The sequence below is a fragment of the Methylovorus sp. MM2 genome, assembly GCF_001648895.1.
Taxonomy (GTDB): Bacteria; Pseudomonadota; Gammaproteobacteria; order Burkholderiales; family Methylophilaceae; genus MM1.
The window spans coordinates 698,280-715,348 of sequence record NZ_LXUF01000001.1; the positions used below are offsets into that span (position 1 = coordinate 698,280).

At 46.7% G+C, this 17,069-nt stretch carries 16 protein-coding genes; 12 read left to right on the forward strand and 4 right to left on the reverse strand.

All coding sequences use genetic code 11. The annotated features are described in order from the left end of the window. Positions 1 to 6 precede the first annotated feature (6 nt). Positions 7 to 570, forward strand: a complete 564-nt coding sequence (gene rsmD / locus A7981_RS03210) for a 16S rRNA (guanine(966)-N(2))-methyltransferase RsmD (protein WP_067263928.1) — start codon at positions 7 to 9, stop codon at positions 568 to 570. A 6-nt stretch (positions 571 to 576) separates the two neighbouring features. Then, the gene (gene coaD / locus A7981_RS03215; RefSeq protein ID WP_067263930.1) at positions 577 to 1,074 is read left to right on the forward strand and encodes a pantetheine-phosphate adenylyltransferase; all 498 of its coding nucleotides are present in this window, start codon (positions 577 to 579) and stop codon (positions 1,072 to 1,074) included. A 45-nt stretch (positions 1,075 to 1,119) separates the two neighbouring features. On the opposite strand, the gene dnaJ is transcribed toward coaD, so the two are convergent. The 4 genes from dnaJ to waaC form a co-directional block, all read right to left on the reverse strand. Then, on the reverse strand, positions 1,120 to 2,247 hold the full coding sequence (gene dnaJ / locus A7981_RS03220) for a molecular chaperone DnaJ (RefSeq protein WP_067263933.1): 1,128 nt from the start codon (positions 2,245 to 2,247) through the stop codon (positions 1,120 to 1,122). A 119-nt stretch (positions 2,248 to 2,366) separates the two neighbouring features. Beyond that, the gene (gene dnaK, locus A7981_RS03225; protein WP_067263936.1) at positions 2,367 to 4,298 is read right to left on the reverse strand and encodes a molecular chaperone DnaK; all 1,932 of its coding nucleotides are present in this window, start codon (positions 4,296 to 4,298) and stop codon (positions 2,367 to 2,369) included. A gap of 98 nt (positions 4,299 to 4,396) precedes the next feature. Next, entirely contained in the window at positions 4,397 to 4,918 is a 522-nt protein-coding gene (gene grpE, locus A7981_RS03230) for a nucleotide exchange factor GrpE (protein WP_067263939.1), read from the reverse strand. A gap of 95 nt (positions 4,919 to 5,013) precedes the next feature. Continuing rightward, positions 5,014 to 5,991: a lipopolysaccharide heptosyltransferase I gene (gene waaC / locus A7981_RS03235; protein ID WP_067263943.1), complete on the reverse strand. Its 978-nt coding sequence runs from the start codon at positions 5,989 to 5,991 to the stop codon at positions 5,014 to 5,016. Between the two features lie 52 nt (positions 5,992 to 6,043). Between waaC and A7981_RS03240 the strand changes: the two genes are divergently transcribed. The 10 genes from A7981_RS03240 (at position 6,044) to A7981_RS03285 (ending at position 17,068) form a co-directional block, all read left to right on the forward strand. Further along, positions 6,044 to 7,210 carry a glycosyltransferase family 4 protein gene (locus tag A7981_RS03240; protein ID WP_067263946.1) on the forward strand — a complete coding sequence of 389 codons (1,167 nt, stop codon included), beginning with the start codon at positions 6,044 to 6,046 and terminating at the stop codon, positions 7,208 to 7,210. Beyond that, positions 7,210 to 8,031, forward strand: coding sequence for a lipopolysaccharide core heptose(I) kinase RfaP (gene rfaP, locus A7981_RS03245; protein WP_082889192.1), 822 nt, complete (start codon positions 7,210 to 7,212; stop codon positions 8,029 to 8,031). Before A7981_RS03240 ends, rfaP begins: the two co-directional genes overlap by 1 nt. 26 nt (positions 8,032 to 8,057) lie before the next feature. After that, positions 8,058 to 8,837, forward strand: coding sequence for a lipopolysaccharide kinase InaA family protein (locus A7981_RS03250; RefSeq protein WP_254258487.1), 780 nt, complete (start codon positions 8,058 to 8,060; stop codon positions 8,835 to 8,837). Then, on the forward strand, positions 8,830 to 10,323 hold the full coding sequence (locus A7981_RS03255) for a lipopolysaccharide kinase InaA family protein (RefSeq protein WP_082889193.1): 1,494 nt from the start codon (positions 8,830 to 8,832) through the stop codon (positions 10,321 to 10,323). Before A7981_RS03250 ends, A7981_RS03255 begins: the two co-directional genes overlap by 8 nt. Positions 10,324 to 10,336: 13 nt before the next feature. Then, positions 10,337 to 12,055 carry a carbamoyltransferase gene (locus A7981_RS03260; RefSeq protein WP_067263950.1) on the forward strand — a complete coding sequence of 573 codons (1,719 nt, stop codon included), beginning with the start codon at positions 10,337 to 10,339 and terminating at the stop codon, positions 12,053 to 12,055. A gap of 111 nt (positions 12,056 to 12,166) precedes the next feature. After that, on the forward strand, positions 12,167 to 13,984 hold the full coding sequence (gene edd / locus A7981_RS03265; protein WP_067263954.1) for a phosphogluconate dehydratase: 1,818 nt from the start codon (positions 12,167 to 12,169) through the stop codon (positions 13,982 to 13,984). A gap of 62 nt (positions 13,985 to 14,046) precedes the next feature. Continuing rightward, positions 14,047 to 14,673, forward strand: a complete 627-nt coding sequence (gene eda, locus A7981_RS03270; protein ID WP_067263956.1) for a bifunctional 4-hydroxy-2-oxoglutarate aldolase/2-dehydro-3-deoxy-phosphogluconate aldolase — start codon at positions 14,047 to 14,049, stop codon at positions 14,671 to 14,673. Positions 14,674 to 14,770: 97 nt separating this feature from the next. After that, positions 14,771 to 15,448, forward strand: coding sequence for an HAD family hydrolase (locus tag A7981_RS03275; protein ID WP_067263959.1), 678 nt, complete (start codon positions 14,771 to 14,773; stop codon positions 15,446 to 15,448). After that, a complete protein-coding gene (locus A7981_RS03280; protein WP_088178021.1) occupies positions 15,441 to 16,151 on the forward strand; it encodes a toluene tolerance protein in 711 nt (236 codons plus the stop codon). The genes A7981_RS03275 and A7981_RS03280 overlap by 8 nt, the downstream gene beginning before the upstream one ends. A 5-nt stretch (positions 16,152 to 16,156) precedes the next feature. Further along, the gene (locus tag A7981_RS03285) at positions 16,157 to 17,068 is read left to right on the forward strand and encodes a glycosyltransferase family 2 protein (protein ID WP_082889194.1); all 912 of its coding nucleotides are present in this window, start codon (positions 16,157 to 16,159) and stop codon (positions 17,066 to 17,068) included. Position 17,069: the final 1 nt, after the last annotated feature.

Sequence of the window (17,069 nt, forward strand, 5' to 3'; positions counted from 1 at the left end):
AAGATAATGAGCGCCAATAATAAAGTGCGAATCGGTGGCGGCGAGTGGCGCAGTCGCCTACTTACTTTTCCTGATCTACCCGGGTTAAGGCCTACGCCCGATCGTGTGCGCCAGACGGTGTTTAATTGGCTAGGGCAGGATCTATATGACCTGATTTGTCTTGATCTATTCTCTGGCACCGGCGTGATGGGCTTTGAGGCGCGCTCCCGCGGCGCAAAAGAAGTCGTCATGGTAGAGAAAGCCTTGCCTGCCTATAAAGCACTGCTGGAAAATAAAAAGCTTCTAAAAGCAGAGCCTGTGCAGATCAATCACTTGGATGCCATGCAGTTTCTCTCGCAGGATAAACGCTTATTCGATGTTATCTTTCTTGACCCTCCCTATAACCAAGGCTGGCTGGCGAAGTTGCTGCCAGCTATAAGCGCACATTTGGCAAAAGACGGCCTCATTTATGTCGAAGCTGAATATGCGGTCTTGGATGATGCTGATTGGCAAGTCACCAAACAAGGCAAAGCAGGCAATGTTTTCTATCACCTGTTAAAATCCAAGACTGACGAATTGATCAACGAGTGACATAGTTTGCAGAATAACCTTAAAGTCGTTTACCCCGGCACCTTTGACCCGATCACGCGCGGACATGAAGATATCGTGCGCCGTGCCGCAGGTATGTTCTCTGAAGTGATCCTGGCCGTGGCACAGAATCCTGGCAAAAAACCTTTTTTCAGCTTGGATGAGCGAGTCGAATTAGCGGCGAATACTCTGAGTGATTGCCCTAATGTGAAAGTGGTCGGCTTCTCCGGATTGCTCATGCGGTTTGTGCAGGAGCAAGGCGCACGGGTAGTAATTCGTGGTTTACGTGCGGTATCAGATTTTGAATATGAATTTCAATTGGCGGGCATGAACCGTAAGCTGTTCCCAGAGTTTGAAACGCTCTTTCTCACTCCCGCAGAGCAATACATGTTTATCTCAGCAAGTCTCGTGAGAGAGGTCGCGCTCTTGGGTGGTGATGTGAGCAAGTTCGTTTCGCCTCTGGTCCAGCAGAAGATAGCAGAAAAAATCAAAGAGCAAACTTCGTAGAAGTTTGATGCTAGATAAAAATAAACCCGCATATGCGGGTTTATTTTATTCAAAGAAATCCTTTACTTTATCCATCCAGCCCTTATTGCGTGGGCTGTGTTTGCCGGAATCCTGTTGATTGATTTCTTCCATTTCGCGCAATAGCTCTTTTTGCCGATCTGTAAGCTTGATTGGCGTTTCAACGACCACATGGCACATCAAATCACCATTCTCATTGCCGCGTAACGGTTTGATGCCTTTGCCACGTAAACGAAATACCGCGCCTGTTTGTGTCTCGGCAGGAATCTTCATTTTTGCATGACCATCTAGTGTCGGAATCTCGATCTCGCCACCCAATGCTGCCGTTGTGAAGCTGATCGGCATCTCGCAATGCAGGTTGCTGCCTTCACGTTGGAATATCTTGTGTGGTTTTAGATGTACAACGACATATAAGTCACCCGGTGGACCACCATTGACCCCAGCTTCGCCTTCGCCCGATAAACGGATACGGTCGCCTTCATCTACACCAGCAGGTATCTTGACTGCCAAGGTCTTGTGTTGCTTGATGCGGCCAGCACCGGTACATGTGGGGCAGGGCTCTTTCACCATCTTGCCGCTACCATGACATTTCGGGCAGGTCTGCTGTACAGAGAAGAAGCCTTGTTGCATGCGCACTTGCCCATGACCACCACAGGTCGTACAAGTGACGGGTTGTGTACCAGGGCGTGCACCTGAACCATGGCATGTCTCACACTCAGACATGACTGGAATACGGATCTTGCTTTCAGTACCTCTTGCGGCATCTTCCAGCGAGACTTCCATGTTGTAGCGCAAGTCAGCACCACGGTAGACATTCGAGCGACGACCGCCACCAGCACCCCCACCGCCGAAGATATCACCAAAGATATCGCCGAACGCATCGGAGAAATTACCAAAACCTTGACCACCCGGCCCTGGGCCAGCACTTGGGTCGACGCCTGCATGACCATATTGATCGAATGCGGAGCGCTTTTGATCGTCAGACAGTATCTCGTAAGCCTCTTTTGCTTCCTTAAAGCTTTCTTCAGCCTTTGGATTATCCGGGTTACGGTCAGGGTGGTACTTCATCGCAAGTTTGCGATAGGATTTTTTTATGTCTTCACTTGAAGCGTCGCGATTAACGCCCAAAACTTCATAGTAGTCGCGTTTTGCCATTGTTGTGGAGCCTTTAGAAACTCAATGTTCGTTGTTTTGATACTGCGTCGTTTAAGCAGTAAAGCACACTGTGTAAGATTCTACACAGTGCGCTTTATTTGCATACGTCGATTAAAGACTTATTTCTTGTCGTCTTTGATCTCTTCAAATTCCGCATCAACGATTTCTGCGTCAACGGTTTTCTCGCCTTGAGGTTCTGCTTGCGATACATCAGGCTCAGCATTTTCTGCTTGGCTTGCCGCGTAGACTTTTTCGCCCAGCTTTTGAGAAGCTTCCATCAATGCATTGGTCTTGGCTTCAATCGCGTCTTTGTCTTCACTCTCGATGACATCTTCAACATCCTTGATTGCAGCTTCGATCTTTTCTTTCTCGCCTGCATCCAATTTGTCACCATGCTCGCCAAGTGATTTTTTCACGCTATGGATCATGCCTTCTGCACCATTGCGTGCATCGACCAATTCACGCAGTTTCTTGTCATCATCCGCATGCAGAGCTGCATCTTCTTCCATGCGCTTGATCTCTTCTTCAGACAAACCTGAGTTTGCCTTGATCGTGATCTTGTTCTCTTTGCCAGTGGCTTTGTCTTTTGCAGATACATGCAAGATACCGTTAGCATCGATATCAAAAGTTACTTCGATCTGTGGCATACCACGCTGTGCTGGTGGAATATCGCTCAGGTTAAATTGACCCAAACTCTTGTTGCCAGCAGCCATCTCGCGTTCACCTTGCAGCACTTGAATCGTCACAGCAGATTGATTATCTTCAGCTGTAGAGAATACTTGCGATGCCTTGGTTGGGATCGTAGTGTTCTTTTTGATGAGCTTAGTCATCACGCCACCTAATGTTTCGATACCCAATGAAAGCGGTGTTACGTCCAATAGCAATACGTCTTTCACATCACCTTGTAATACGCCACCTTGAATCGCTGCGCCAACAGCAACAGCTTCGTCAGGATTCACGTCTTTACGTGGCTCTTTGCCGAAGAAATCTTTTACTTTCTCTTGCACTTTAGGCATACGTGTCTGACCACCAACCAAGATCACGTCTTGAATATCAGCAAGCTTAATACCTGCATCTTTCAGGGCAACTTCACAAGGTTTGATCGAGCGTTCGATCAGGTCTTCAACCAAGCTCTCGAATTTTGAGCGTGTGATTTTAACGACCAAGTGCTTAGGGCCAGTCGCATCTGCTGTGATATATGGCAGATTCACTTCAGTTTGCTGGCTTGAAGATAATTCGATCTTGGCTTTTTCTGCTGCTTCCTTTAGACGTTGTTTTGCCAACAAGTCATTGCGCAGGTCAAGACCATTTTCTTTCTTGAACTCATCAGCCAAGAAATCGATCAAACGATTATCAAAGTCTTCACCACCAAGGAATGTGTCACCGTTGGTTGATAGCACTTCGAACTGGTGTTCACCATCTATCTCAGAGATCTCGATGATGGAGATATCGAATGTACCACCGCCCAAGTCATAAACGGCAATCGTGCGGTCACCTTCTTGTTTATCTAAACCGAAAGCAAGTGCAGCAGCAGTTGGCTCGTTGATGATACGTTTTACTTCAAGACCAGCGATACGACCAGCATCTTTAGTTGCTTGGCGTTGGCTATCATTGAAATATGCCGGTACCGTAATAACCGCTTCAGTGACTTCTTCACCCAAGTAGTCTTCGGCAGTCTTCTTCATCTTGCGCAGCACTTCAGCAGAGATTTGTGGCGGTGCCAGCTTCTCGTCACGCACTTCTACCCATGCATCACCGTTATCAGCTTTCGTGATAGTGTAAGGCATCAGGCCGATATCTTTTTGCACTTCTTTTTCTTCAAAGCGACGGCCGATCAAACGTTTTACTGCATATAGCGTATTTTTAGGGTTGGTCACTGCCTGACGTTTTGCCGGAGCACCCGTCAGAATCTCGCCATCATCCTGATAAGCGATAATCGATGGTGTCGTACGTGTGCCTTCAGCATTTTCGATCACGCGTGGCTTGCCGCCTTCCATCACTGCAACGCAGGAGTTAGTCGTGCCCAAGTCAATACCAATAATTTTTCCCATAATGTCTTCCTCGTAATTTTTTCTAAAGTAATACCGATGTTCTGAAAGTGGGGATTAGGTTTTATATTTCAAGCTAATCCATTATTTATTTGTTTTTATTACGCTTTTGCCTTGGCTACCATCACAAGTGCAGGGCGCAATACACGATCATTCAGGGTGTAGCCTTTTTGTAATACGCTGATGACGCTATTCGGCTCAACATCGGATTCTACTGTGCTAATGGCTTGATGTTTGTTCGGATCGAATTTCTCATGTAGCGGGTTAATTTCCACGATATGAAACTTCTCGAACACACTACTTAATTGTTTGACGGTCAGCTCAACGCCGTTTTTATAGCTTTCGACAGTCGCCGACTCAACGCTTAATGCTGCATCTAAACTATCTTTTACAGCAAGTAGTTCGCCAGAGAATTTCTCAAGTGCGAATTTACGCGCTTTATCGATATCATCGGCTGCACGGCGGCGAATGTTCTCGCCTTCCGCTTTTGCGTAAAGTACGGCAGCTTGTTGCTCAGCGATTTGTGCTTCCAGCTCGGCGAAGCGCTCATCTAATGAGCCGGCAGCACCGCTATGTTCGTTTTCTTCCAGATTGATCTCTGGGTTTTGGTCTTCTTGTTGCATGACAATCCCTGTTAATGATGTAACAAAATAAAAGATGGGGTTAGTTAAAAGAATTACAAGAGCCAAATATATTGGCGTTGACTCAGTCGTTAGCGTTATTGATTTATAAGCGTTTTTAAGGTGTTTAGTACGAGCTCCGGCGTTGGTATTTGACCTTCTCCGCCGAGATTGATCGCACGGTCGATATGTTGCGCTAATACCCCCGTTAATGCGGGTTGCGTATCGGTGTAAATAGCTACTGTCGGCAAGTTCAATGCGGCAGCCAAATGGATCAATCCCGTATCCACACCGACTGCTGCTTTTGCGCCTGCGAGTATCGCTGCGATCTGTTGAATCTTGATTCTTGGCAATACGGTGGCTTTGGGTGCTGATGCTGCGATGATGTTCGCACGATGATGTTCGCTGTCGTTGCCCCAAGGCAAAAGCAACTGAATACCTTGTGCCGATAAGGTTTTACCTAATGATATCCAGTGTTCGATCGGCCAAAGCTTACTATCGCGACTTGTAGCATGTAGCCCTACGATATAGTCGCCATCTATCAACTCAGTAATGTGGCTGTTGGTGATCTCGCCAACGCTCAACCCATAATCTGGTGGCGTTTTTGGTAATGGATAACCTAAAGCAAGAGCGGCGAGTTGACGATTACGGGCAACAGCATGCTGTTCGCGGGGTACAGAGAATGTGTGATGATAAAAGCAAGCGGATAAAGATTCACGTGCAGATGCTTTATCTTGCCCATAACGCGGACCATTCGCCATATAACTAATGAAGGCACTTTTGAATAAACCTTGCGTATCTAGTACTACATCATAGGTATGCTGCGATAGTTGTTTTTTAAATACCGCAATCTCTTGCCATGTCGATCTATTAAACAATTGCTTGCGCCAACGGCGAATCGCAACAGGAATCACATGATCAACCTTGCTGTGTAGTCTCGGTATATCTTGAAATCCCTCCTCAACCACCCAATCAATAGAAGTATTGGCAATATTTGCATGAATATCGTTAATAACGGGCAGATTGTGGATGACATCCCCCATAGAGGATGTCTTGATGATCAGGATACGCGGCATAATGCGTATTTTCGCATACAATTAGCGAATTATTAGTAGGTAACCTATCAGCTTGAAATTCGCTTTTCTCATTTTTAAGTATTTCCCTTTTGGTGGCGTACAGCGCGATATGCTGAGAATCGCATCCGATTGTGCTAAAAAAGGGCATCAGGTCACTATCTATACTGGCCAGTGGCGGGGTGATATGCCAGATGCTTCCATCAATGTCGTAATACTGCCTCAACGCGGTATATTCAATCATCAACGTCACCAATATTTGATCGACGAAATGCTGGAGCGCGTTCACATCGATAAGCCAGACTTTGTCATAGGGTTTAACCGAATGTTTGGGTTAGATGCTTATTACGCAGCAGACCCCTGTTTTAAAGAGCGCGCGCATCTTGATCGTTCATGGTGGTATAGACTGGGCGGGCGCTATCGTTTCTTTGCTGATAGTGAAAGATACGTGATGCGTCAGAAGAGTCATTGCCACATCTTATTACTTTCGCCAATTGAGAAACCTGTATTCAAGCGCTGGTATCACACTGAAGACTCACGCTTTCATCAGTTACCACCCAATATCCCTGTAGAACGATTTGCCAATATCGTACGCCAGGATGCACGCTCCCGATTAAGGCACGAGTTCAAGCTGCCACAAGATGCGAATGTGGTTCTTTTTGTCGGGTCGGCTTTTGTCAGAAAAGGCCTTGATCGTGCTATCGAAGCATTAGCCAAACTGCCTGATGAGATTAGATCAAAAACCTGGTTGCTCGCTGTTGGTGAGGATGAGCCTGAAGGCATGCGTGATCTTGCTGCAAAGTTAAAAGTCGCCAGTCGCGTGATCGTCACTGATGGCCGCACTGATATACCCGAATTAATGATGGGAGCTGATCTGTTAGCCCATCCTGCGCGCTCAGAACTGGCTGGTCTTGTGATCGTAGAGGCTTTGACTGCGGGTTTGCCTGTCTTGGTCACTGGCAATTGTGGATATGCTTTTCATGTGGCTGATGCGAAGGCAGGTATCGTGTTGGCTTCTCCATATCAACAGTCAGACTGCGATGCGGCTTTAATTAAGATGCTTGATCGTCGCTTGTTGGATGAGTTTAGCGATGCGGGGAAACGGTATACCCAAAATATTGCTGATACGACATCCCTTACTTATGAGGCGGATTTGATCGAACGATTGGCCGCAGAAAAGAAAATGGCAAAACAGATGGCATCATCAAGCGAGGTAGATTGATGTCAGTGAAAAAAACGGCTCAACGCGAATTCATCGCCCCTGAAATTAAAACTGCGCTGCCTGAAGGCGATACTTTTTCCAAGCTGATGGCGATGGATGGCGAAGTTTTTCGCGATATGCCGGGTAGAAAAACGATCAAAGTCGATTTGGCGGGCCAGTCTTATTTCATCAAGCAGCATTTCGGCGTGGGCTGGGGCGAGATATTCAAGAACTTGACGACATTTCGTTTACCCATCATCGGTGCCGGGACTGAGTGGCAGGCGATCCAGACGTTTGACTCGATAGGTATCCCAACCACGCAAGGGGTCGCTTATGGCGAGCGTGGCTTTAACCCTGCTACGCAAAAGTCCTTTGTAGTAACCCGTGACCTTGGCGATATCACCTCGCTTGAGGATATTGGGTTTGAGTGGAAGAAAAATCCTCCCCCCGAAAGCTTTAAGCGAAAGCTGATTCTCGAGGTCGCTAAGATCGCTAGAGCCTTGCATGACAATGGGATGAATCATCGTGATTTTTATATCTGCCATTTTTGCCTTGATAACCCAAAACTGAATCATGGTGAGATATATCTATACCTTATCGATCTGCACCGGGTGGGTATTCGCGATACGATCAAGCCGAAGGATCGTATGAAAGATATAGCGGCGCTATATTTCTCGGCAATGGATATCGGTTTGAATACACGTGATTACCTGCGGTTCTTACGCGCATATCGTCAAAAACCATTACGCGATATTTTTGATGATGAAAAATCTTTCTGGCATAAAGTGCGTGCACGGGCAGATAAACTGTACGTGAAATTTCATGCCAAAACACCTAAGTAAATCTGTGGGAGAATTTTAAGGTGACGGTGTATATCGCACCCGATAAAGCGCAGTTATTGGCGGCACATCGGCTGGATAATTTTGATTCTGTCTGGGATTACCAAGGGGAGTGGTTTGAACCACCTAACCAACGACGTGGTGGATGGAGCGGCGTAAATCGAGTTGCGTTGCCGGAGGCTAATGCAACGGATTATGCTGTATTCCTAAAACGTCAGCAGAATCATCAACGGCGTACGGGACGTCATCCTATTGCGGGTGTACCGACATTTTTGCGGGAGTTCAGTATGCTGCTTTACCTGCAAACACAGGCTGTGCCCGCACCCAAGCCCGTATTCTTCGCTAAAAGAAAAGTGAACAGTGATCAGCAAGCTATCCTGATGACAGAGGCTTTAACGAATTATTTGCCCCTTAATCAAGTGACGGAGCAAATGTTTGCTAATGGTATGCCTTCCCAGAAAACACAACGTGTACTAATCGATGCTGTCGCTATCATGGTGCGTAAGTTGCACGTTGCTGGCGTACAGCATCGCGCACTCTATCCAAAACATATTTTTGTACGCCTAAATGCCGATAAACCAGCTGATGTAGCGGTGATCGACCTTGAGAAATCACGCATTACGTTTTGGGATTTTTATCGTACGTATATCGATCTTGCTGCTTTGAACCGTCATGCAGTGTTTTGGAGTCGTACCAAACGGCTCTATTTTTTCAAGCAATATCTTGGTGTTAAGCGCTTGAATCGCTGGCATAAATTTCTCTGTCGTTTGATCTATAAGCGCTCGCAACGGGGTTCCACTTGTGCTTAAAAAAGATATCAATGCAGATTTGATTGCGTTGTCGCGTACAGGGTTAGGCGAATTCCACCTTGGTCTTGCTGATGGATCTACCCTGGAATCGTCACGCATCGTTAGGCGGGTGCCCGGGCGGCGTATTGTTTGTTTCGGGCAATGGCGTGGTCAGGCTGTATATGCCAAGATTTTCCTAGGTAAGAGTGGATACCGTTACGCTGAGCGTGACCTTCAGGGCGTCAAGCTTTTAGAGCAAGCGAAAGTCAATACTCCGGCAGTGCTTTATCATGGGGCTGATGTTGACCAGCACACGAAAATCCTTATCTTTGCTGCTGTAGCGCAAAGCCAGAATGCCGAAGATATCTGGCAGACACTGAAAGATGGGCAACGGTTTTTATTGGCGCAATCGTTGGTTCGTGAGGTTGCCTATCACCACAATGCAGGCATTTTGCAGACGGATTTATACCTGAAGAACTTTCTAGTAGAAGGTGAAAAGATATATACGATCGATGGTGATGCAATTAAGCGTTTACCAAACATATTCACAGATAAATGCGCACTAAGGAATCTTGCTGTATTAATGTCCAAATTTGATGTGTTGGAATGCGAGGCTTGGTGCCATGAGTTAGTTGCAACGTATTTAAGTGCACGTAAAAAACAGCTTTTGATTGATGAGCGTTCTTTAAAACACGATATATGGTCTCATCGCCAAGCAGTAGTAAAGGGATATGCCGATAAAAAAGTTTTTCGGCAATGTACCGATGTTTCAGTGAGCAGGACTTTTAAGCGGTTCTTGGCAGTTTCTAGCAAGTTCTATCATCCGCAATTGTTAGATGCCTTAATCGACCCTGATGCTCTTCTTGAGTCAGCTAATAGCCAAAAGCTGAAAAGTGGAAATACCTGTACCGTTGCCTTGACCAAAATTGGTGCCGATGAAATCGTCGTTAAACGATACAATATCAAAAGTTTCTGGCATGCATTAGGACGCGCATTCAGGGTCAGTCGTGCCGCTAAGTCATGGACAAATGCGCACCGTTTGCAGATGTATCGTATCCTTACAGCGCCGCCCATCGCGCTTCTGGAGTGTCGTTTTGGCATTGTTCGACGGCACGCTTATTTGTTAGCCGAGAATATCGCTGCGCCTGATGTCGCAGAATATTTTTCTGCTGCAGATAGTAGCGCAGAAAGTTGGGCGGATAAAAAAAATGCAGCCAGAAATATCGCATCGATGTTTTATAAGCTGAATTTGCTTAAAATCACGCATGGTGATTTTAAGGCAACCAACATCAAGATAGTCGGCAACGAACCGTTGCTGATCGATCTGGATAGTATGCGTGAGTATCGTTACCGATGGATGTTCGAGCGTCAGCATATACGTGATATACGCCGATTTATGAGAAACTGGCAGCATCAGCCGGAGGTTCGGCAATTGCTGTTAGATGCATTTAATGACATATACAAGGATGCCAGATTGTTAACGCTTTCTGGTGTCGCAACAAGGTAAGGCGAAAAAAGTAATGATTATTTTAGGTTTGTCTGGGGCTTTGGGGCATGACTCCTCTGCGGCTATTCTGGTTGATGGGAAAATTATCGCTGCGGCTGAGGAAGAGCGATTCACTCGCGATAAGCACGCCAAGAACACATTTCCTTATGAGGCTGCAAAATACTGTTTGAAAGAGGCTGGTATCACGCCTGACCAAGTCGATATCGTTGCTTTTCCTTACGCAGAGATCCCGCTGACATCAAAGGCGCGCTGGCATTATGCTAAGCGCTACTGGTATGCGCCTGATCGCGCACTAGACGCCATATTCAATGGTAATCGCCGTTTCCGCCGTAACCGAGACAAGTCATTGAAGTTAATGGCCGATCTTGGCATTAATAAAGCGCGTTTTGTGCCAGTCGAACATCATCTTGCGCATGCGAGTAGTGCCTACCACCTAAGCGGATTCAAGGAAAAAACAGCCATCGTCGGTATTGATGGCAAGGGTGAGTACGCCACTACTTTCTTCGGCTACGGTGAAAATGGCAAGATACACAAGATTAAGGAGTTCTATGATCCTGACTCACTGGGCGGTATGTATGGTGCAATCACCGAGTATCTTGGGTTTGAGATGCTCGATGGTGAATTTAAAGTCATGGGCATGGCGCCTTATGGCGATGCCAGCAAATACGATCTATCACGTCTGGTCAGTTTTAAAGATGGTGAATTGAAGATCAATACGGATTTCGTCAATGTCGTCGGTCTGCGCCGTTACAAAGAAAAAGGTAAAGGCTATTACTTCACGCCAGAATTGATCGAATGGTTGGGCCCTAAGCGTGAAGGCGATGAGATCGATGATCCGTACATTCACTACGCAGCCTCTGTGCAGCAACTGCTTGAAGATGTCGCTTTGCAGATGATCGACTATTACCTAGGCGATATCATCCGCGAGACGGGACGTATTGCGATGGCCGGCGGCGTGGCACTTAATGTCAAATTGAATCAGCGCATCATTGCGATGCCGCATGTAAAAGAACTATTTGTGCAACCCGCCTCTGGCGATGCGGGCACGGCATTAGGGGCTGCAAGTTTTGTTGCTGCAGATGTCGGTGAGACGGTCGAGCCGATGCGCCATGCCTATCTCGGACCATCCTTTACAAATGAGGAATGTGCTGCTGCTTGTGAAAGCCACCCTAAAAAACCGGAATTCCAACGTGTTGATAATGGGGCTATCAAAGCTGCTGAGTTGTTGGCAGCAGGTAATCCGCTTGCGTGGTTTCAAGGGCGCATGGAATTTGGACCGCGTTCACTAGGCTGCCGTAGCATCTTAGGTGATCCAAGTCACCCCGGTGTTGCAGATCGCATCAATGCGCAGATCAAGTATCGTGAAAGATGGCGCCCATTTTGCCCAAGCATGTTGGATCGGGTGGCTGAGGATATCTTGCAGACCAACCATCCTGCGCCTTATATGACGTTCACGTTCGATGTGGCTGACCATTGGAAACCACGTATTCCAGAAGTGGTGCATGAGGATGGTACTGCGCGCGCGCAAGTTGTTACTAAAGAGACTAATCCTCGTTATTACGCACTCATTGAAGAATTGGAGCGTTTACGCGGTGTGCCTGTGGTGTTGAACACCTCATTGAACCGCCGTGGCGAACCGATGATCTGTAGCCCTGAAGACGCGCTCAATATGTTTTATGGGTGTGATCTTGAATACTTGATGATGGAGGATATTCTAGTGACGAAGGCCTGACGCTAAGGCCTTTCTGCCAGCATTTCCAGATACTTTCCTAAATACCCTTTATTTGACGATGGGCTCTGTTTTAGAGGATAATTCAATGTTTTATCAAAGCCGTTTTTGTCCATGAAACAATCCCTCATCGAAGTCACGCAGCGCATTCAGGAACGGAGCGCGCCAACCCGTAAGGCATATCTACAAAGGGTTGAGCATGCTATCCATACGCCACGCGGTGCTGACCGCCTCGGCTGTGCTAACGTGGCTCATGCTTTTGCCGCCTTACCCGCTAATGACAAACTTCGCGTAGTGGCCCAGAAAGCGCCTAACATCGGTGTGGTCACGGCTTATAACGATATGCTCTCTGCCCATCAGCCTTATGAGCGCTTCCCGGATATCATTCGAGATGAAGCGCGTAAATGGGGTGCTACAGTGCAAGTTGCAGGTGGCGTGCCTGCGATGTGTGATGGTGTTACACAAGGTGAACCAGGCATGGAACTCAGCCTGTTCTCTCGCGATACCATTGCGATGGCTACGGCTGTTTCCCTCTCCCATGATGTGTTTGATGCGGCGTTATTGCTTGGTGTCTGTGACAAGATCGTGCCCGGTCTATTGATTGGTGCGCTGCAATTCGGTCATCTGCCCTGTGTGTTTGTCCCAGCCGGGCCAATGAGCACTGGCATCGATAACACCACAAAATCCAAAGTACGTGAAAAATACGCGCAGGGGCTCGTTGGCCGTGATGAGTTGCTGGCCTCAGAATCTGCTGCCTATCATGGGGCAGGCACCTGTACGTTTTACGGTACAGCGAATAGTAACCAGATGCTGCTTGAAGCTATGGGCTTGCATGTGCCGGGCGCAGCATTTATCCATCCGCATGCTGGTCTACGTGAAGAGCTTACGCGTGAATCTGTGCGTACGGTGCTTTCTATCATCCAAAATCAGCGTTTCACGCCTATCGGCCAATTGGTGAATGAGAAGGTGATCGTCAACGCGATGGTTGCCCTTTTGGCGACTGGTGGCTCAACCAATCATGTGATTCATTGGGTGGCTGTAGCACGTGCCGCAGGTATTATTATCGATTGGACTGATTTCTCTGATCTTTCAGACAACACGCCATTGCTTGCTCGCGTCTATCCGAACGGTAAGGCCGACGTGAACGAATTCCAGAATGCGGGTGGTCCTGGTTTTGTCATCCGTGAATTATTGGATGCAGGTTATATGCACAGCGATGTTTCATCTGTGGTGATCGGTGGTTTGCGAGATTTCTGTAAACAGCCAGCGCTTTTTGAGGGTGAAGGCTTATGTTGGGTCGATTTGCCAGAGCAAACGCCAGACGATACGATCGTGCGTAACACAGAGCGCCCATTTAGTGAGTCTGGCGGTTTAAAACTGCTTACCGGTAATTTGGGGCGTGGCGTGATCAAGATATCCGCTGTGCCTGAGGACCGGCAGATCATCGAAGCGCCGGCTATTATTTTTAATGGCCAGGAAGAGTTATTGGCAGCCTTTGAAAATGGTGAATTAGAGCGTGACTTCGTTGCTGTCGTACGCTTCCAAGGTCCAAGTGCTAACGGTATGCCTGAACTACACAAATTAACACCGCCTTTATCTGTATTGCAAGGTAAAGGTTTTATGGTCGCTATCGTCACCGATGGTCGTATGAGTGGTGCATCAGGCAAAGTGCCTGCGGCGATTCACGTAAGCCCGGAGGTCACCTCCGGCGGCCCGCTTGGCAAAGTGCGCGATGGCGATATCATCCGCCTCAATGGGGTAGTCGGTACATTGAATGCATTAGTAGATTCAGATGAATGGGCTAAGCGTGAAGTTGTGACCATTAGCGACCAGCAACGTAATGGTAATGGTCATGGCATGGGTCGTGAGCTATTTGGCGGTATGCGCAAAAACGTATTAAGTGCAGAACAGGGCGCAGTAACTTGGCTATAACGGTTGACCAAAGCAATCAATTGCCAGTAAAAAAATAAGTTAATTAAACGACAGGTGTCAATATGAATACATTAGATTTAGCGAATTACGGCCCGGTTATCCCAGTGATCGTCATCAATAAAGTCGAAGATGCAGTGCCTATGGCTGAAGCTTTGTTGGCTGGTGGCATCAAAGTGCTAGAGGTAACATTGCGTACGCCAGTGGCTTTACAAGCGATGGAGGCTATTGCCAAAGCCGTACCTGATGCGATTCTCGGTGCTGGTACAGTGCGAAATATTAAAGATGCTCAAGCGGCAAAAGATGTCGGCTGTACATTCGCCGTGAGCCCAGGTTATACAAGCGAGCTTGGTCTGGCTGCACGCCGAATTGGTTTGCCCTTATTGCCAGGTGTTTCGACTGGTAGCGAGATCATGCAGGCCAATGCGGATGATTATTTCTTTCTCAAGTTATTCCCTGCTGTAGCAGTCGGCGGCATTAATTTATTAAAAGGTTTTTCTGGCCCGTTCGGTGATGTGAAATTCTGCCCGACTGGTGGCGTTACGGTTGAGTCTGCACCACAATTTCTGGCTTTGCCTAACGTTGTAGTGTGTGGTGGCACATGGTTGACGCCTGCTGATGCAGTGGCTAAGAAAGATTGGGCACATATCACTAAGCTTGCGCGTGAAGCGAGCGCCATTAAGGCTGCCTAGTTTAGTAAGCACTAACTTTTAAGTGACTTTGAACGTGAGAAATCAACCTGCACTGAGCAGCTATTTTGCTTACTGCAGGTTTTTTAACGGGCATTAAATGCGCGATATCAAACCATATAAAACACTAGTTTTTGATTGTGATGGCGTTATCCTCAATTCCAATCAGCTGAAGATTGAAGCTTATTATGCAACGGCCAAGAACTATGGCGCAGATGATATGCAGGCTCAAGCGTTAGTGGATTATCACATTAAGTTGGGCGGTATTTCACGCTTCGTCAAGTTCGACTATTTTCTAAAAAGTATTCTTCAAACCACCGTGACCGATGATGCGATTCAAGCCTTATTACTCGATTTTGGTAAAGAGGTAGAGCGGAGGTTACTGCATTGCGAAATCGCACCCGGATTGGAAATTCTACGAAATGAAACATCGGATATTCCATGGATGATGATTTCTGGCGGTGATCAAAATGAACTCCGTAAGATCCTAGCGATTAGAAAAATCGATCATTACTTTGATGCAGGGATTTTCGGTAGCCCTGATAATAAAGATCAAGTATTGGCTCGTGAAGGCTCGACAGGAAATTTACAGATGCCTGCATTATTCATGGGTGATAGCCGCTATGACCATGAGTCTTCTACACGGGCTGGGTTGGATTTTATCTTCATGAGCGACTGGACGGATTTCCCTGAATGGGAAACCTATTGCGCCGAACATGGCATATCGATTCTCAAGAATGTCGGCATGTTAAGAAAAGACTGTTCGAACAATGTCTGACTCTTCTTTTGAACAAATAAAGAGCACGCCACGATGGACATGGCGGACCATCGCAAGCCATCTATTAGTTAAAGATGCATATGACCATATCTGCGCGCAGGCTGAAGTGCTTGAGCAAGACAAACATGGCATCAAGGTCTTACGTTTGGTTGATGACGATATACTCAAGATATTCAGGGTAAAGCGTTTAATCAGTAGCGCCAGCATCTATTCTTATGCGCGCCAATTTTGTCGAAATGCTGCGCGGCTTCAAGTGTTAGGTATACCCACTGTTCAGATCAAACAGCTTTATCATTTTGCAGACTCAAAGAATTCTGCTGTGCTTTATCAGCCATTGCCGGGGAAAACGATACGCCAGTTGATCGCGGCTAATGAGGCCGATGATGCATTATTTAGGCATCTGGGAGCATTTGTGGCCAGGCTTCATTACCTTGGCATTTACTTTAGGTCGTTACATTTCGGTAATATCGTCCTTACACCAGAACATCAATTGGGGCTGATTGATATTGCGGATATGAGTATTTTTCCCTGGAAGTTAGGCAATGTACGGCGCGAAAGAAATTTTCGTCATCTGGTCAGGGTAAAAGAGGACTGGGTGGGATTAAATGACAGTTGCAGAATAGCCTTCCTAGAAGGATATGAAAGCGCAAGTGCATATCGTCCTAGTAGTCATCTTTTACTAGATCAGAAGCAAGATCATTAAACGATATGCTAACCCCATCATTTATGCCTAAATTTCAATCTGTTACTGTCATTATCGTTAATTACAATACCGCTAAATATATTACGGGTTGTATCGACTCCCTATTTAAGCAGCGTGGGGTAGAGCTTCAGGTAATTGTCGTCGATAACGCAAGCCATGATAACAGTGTCGTTCTATTGCAGCAGCGGTATGCAGAGCGCATCCATTTGATTCAAAGTAGTGAGAACTTGGGTTTTGGCCGGGCAAATAATCTTGCGGCCACGCATGCTACTGGCGATTTTTTATTATTGTTGAATCCCGATGCTCTGCTCACTGATAGTGAAGCAATTATTGAATTGATTGCTTTTATGACGCAGTCGCAGGGGTATGGCATGGTTGGCCCTGCGATATATGAGCCTAGAAAGCACAAAGTCGTTAAGCCCAGAATGAGTTACCCGTTGCAGAAGCAACTAAAAGCCACGTATAAGTTAAATGGTTTGCCAGGAAGCATAGCCTGGCTTTTGGGTGCCTGTCTGCTGACGAAAACTTCGATATACCGCCAGATTGATGGATTTGATCCGGATTTCTTCTTATATGGAGAGGATGTCGATATTTGCTTGAGAATAAGGCTGGCTGGATATGCCTTGGGTTATGCGGATGATGTGAGAATAGAGCATGTTGCTGGAGCTAGTGAAGTAGGGGCGGTTTCTTATGAAAAATGGTTGCGTAAGAAACGAGGCTATTACCTTTTTTGCAAGAAGCATTATGCTCGAGAGGATATTCTCCGTATTGTGAAGACCGTGGTGCGTGGCATAAAAACCAATCTCTTTTTTCTGAGGCTTGCTGGAAGGTTAAAGCTTAAAAAAGAGTCGGTTATCAAAGAGCGAACCGATAGGCTGATGGCGACATTAACTGCCGCCAATGAATTAATCGAGTGAT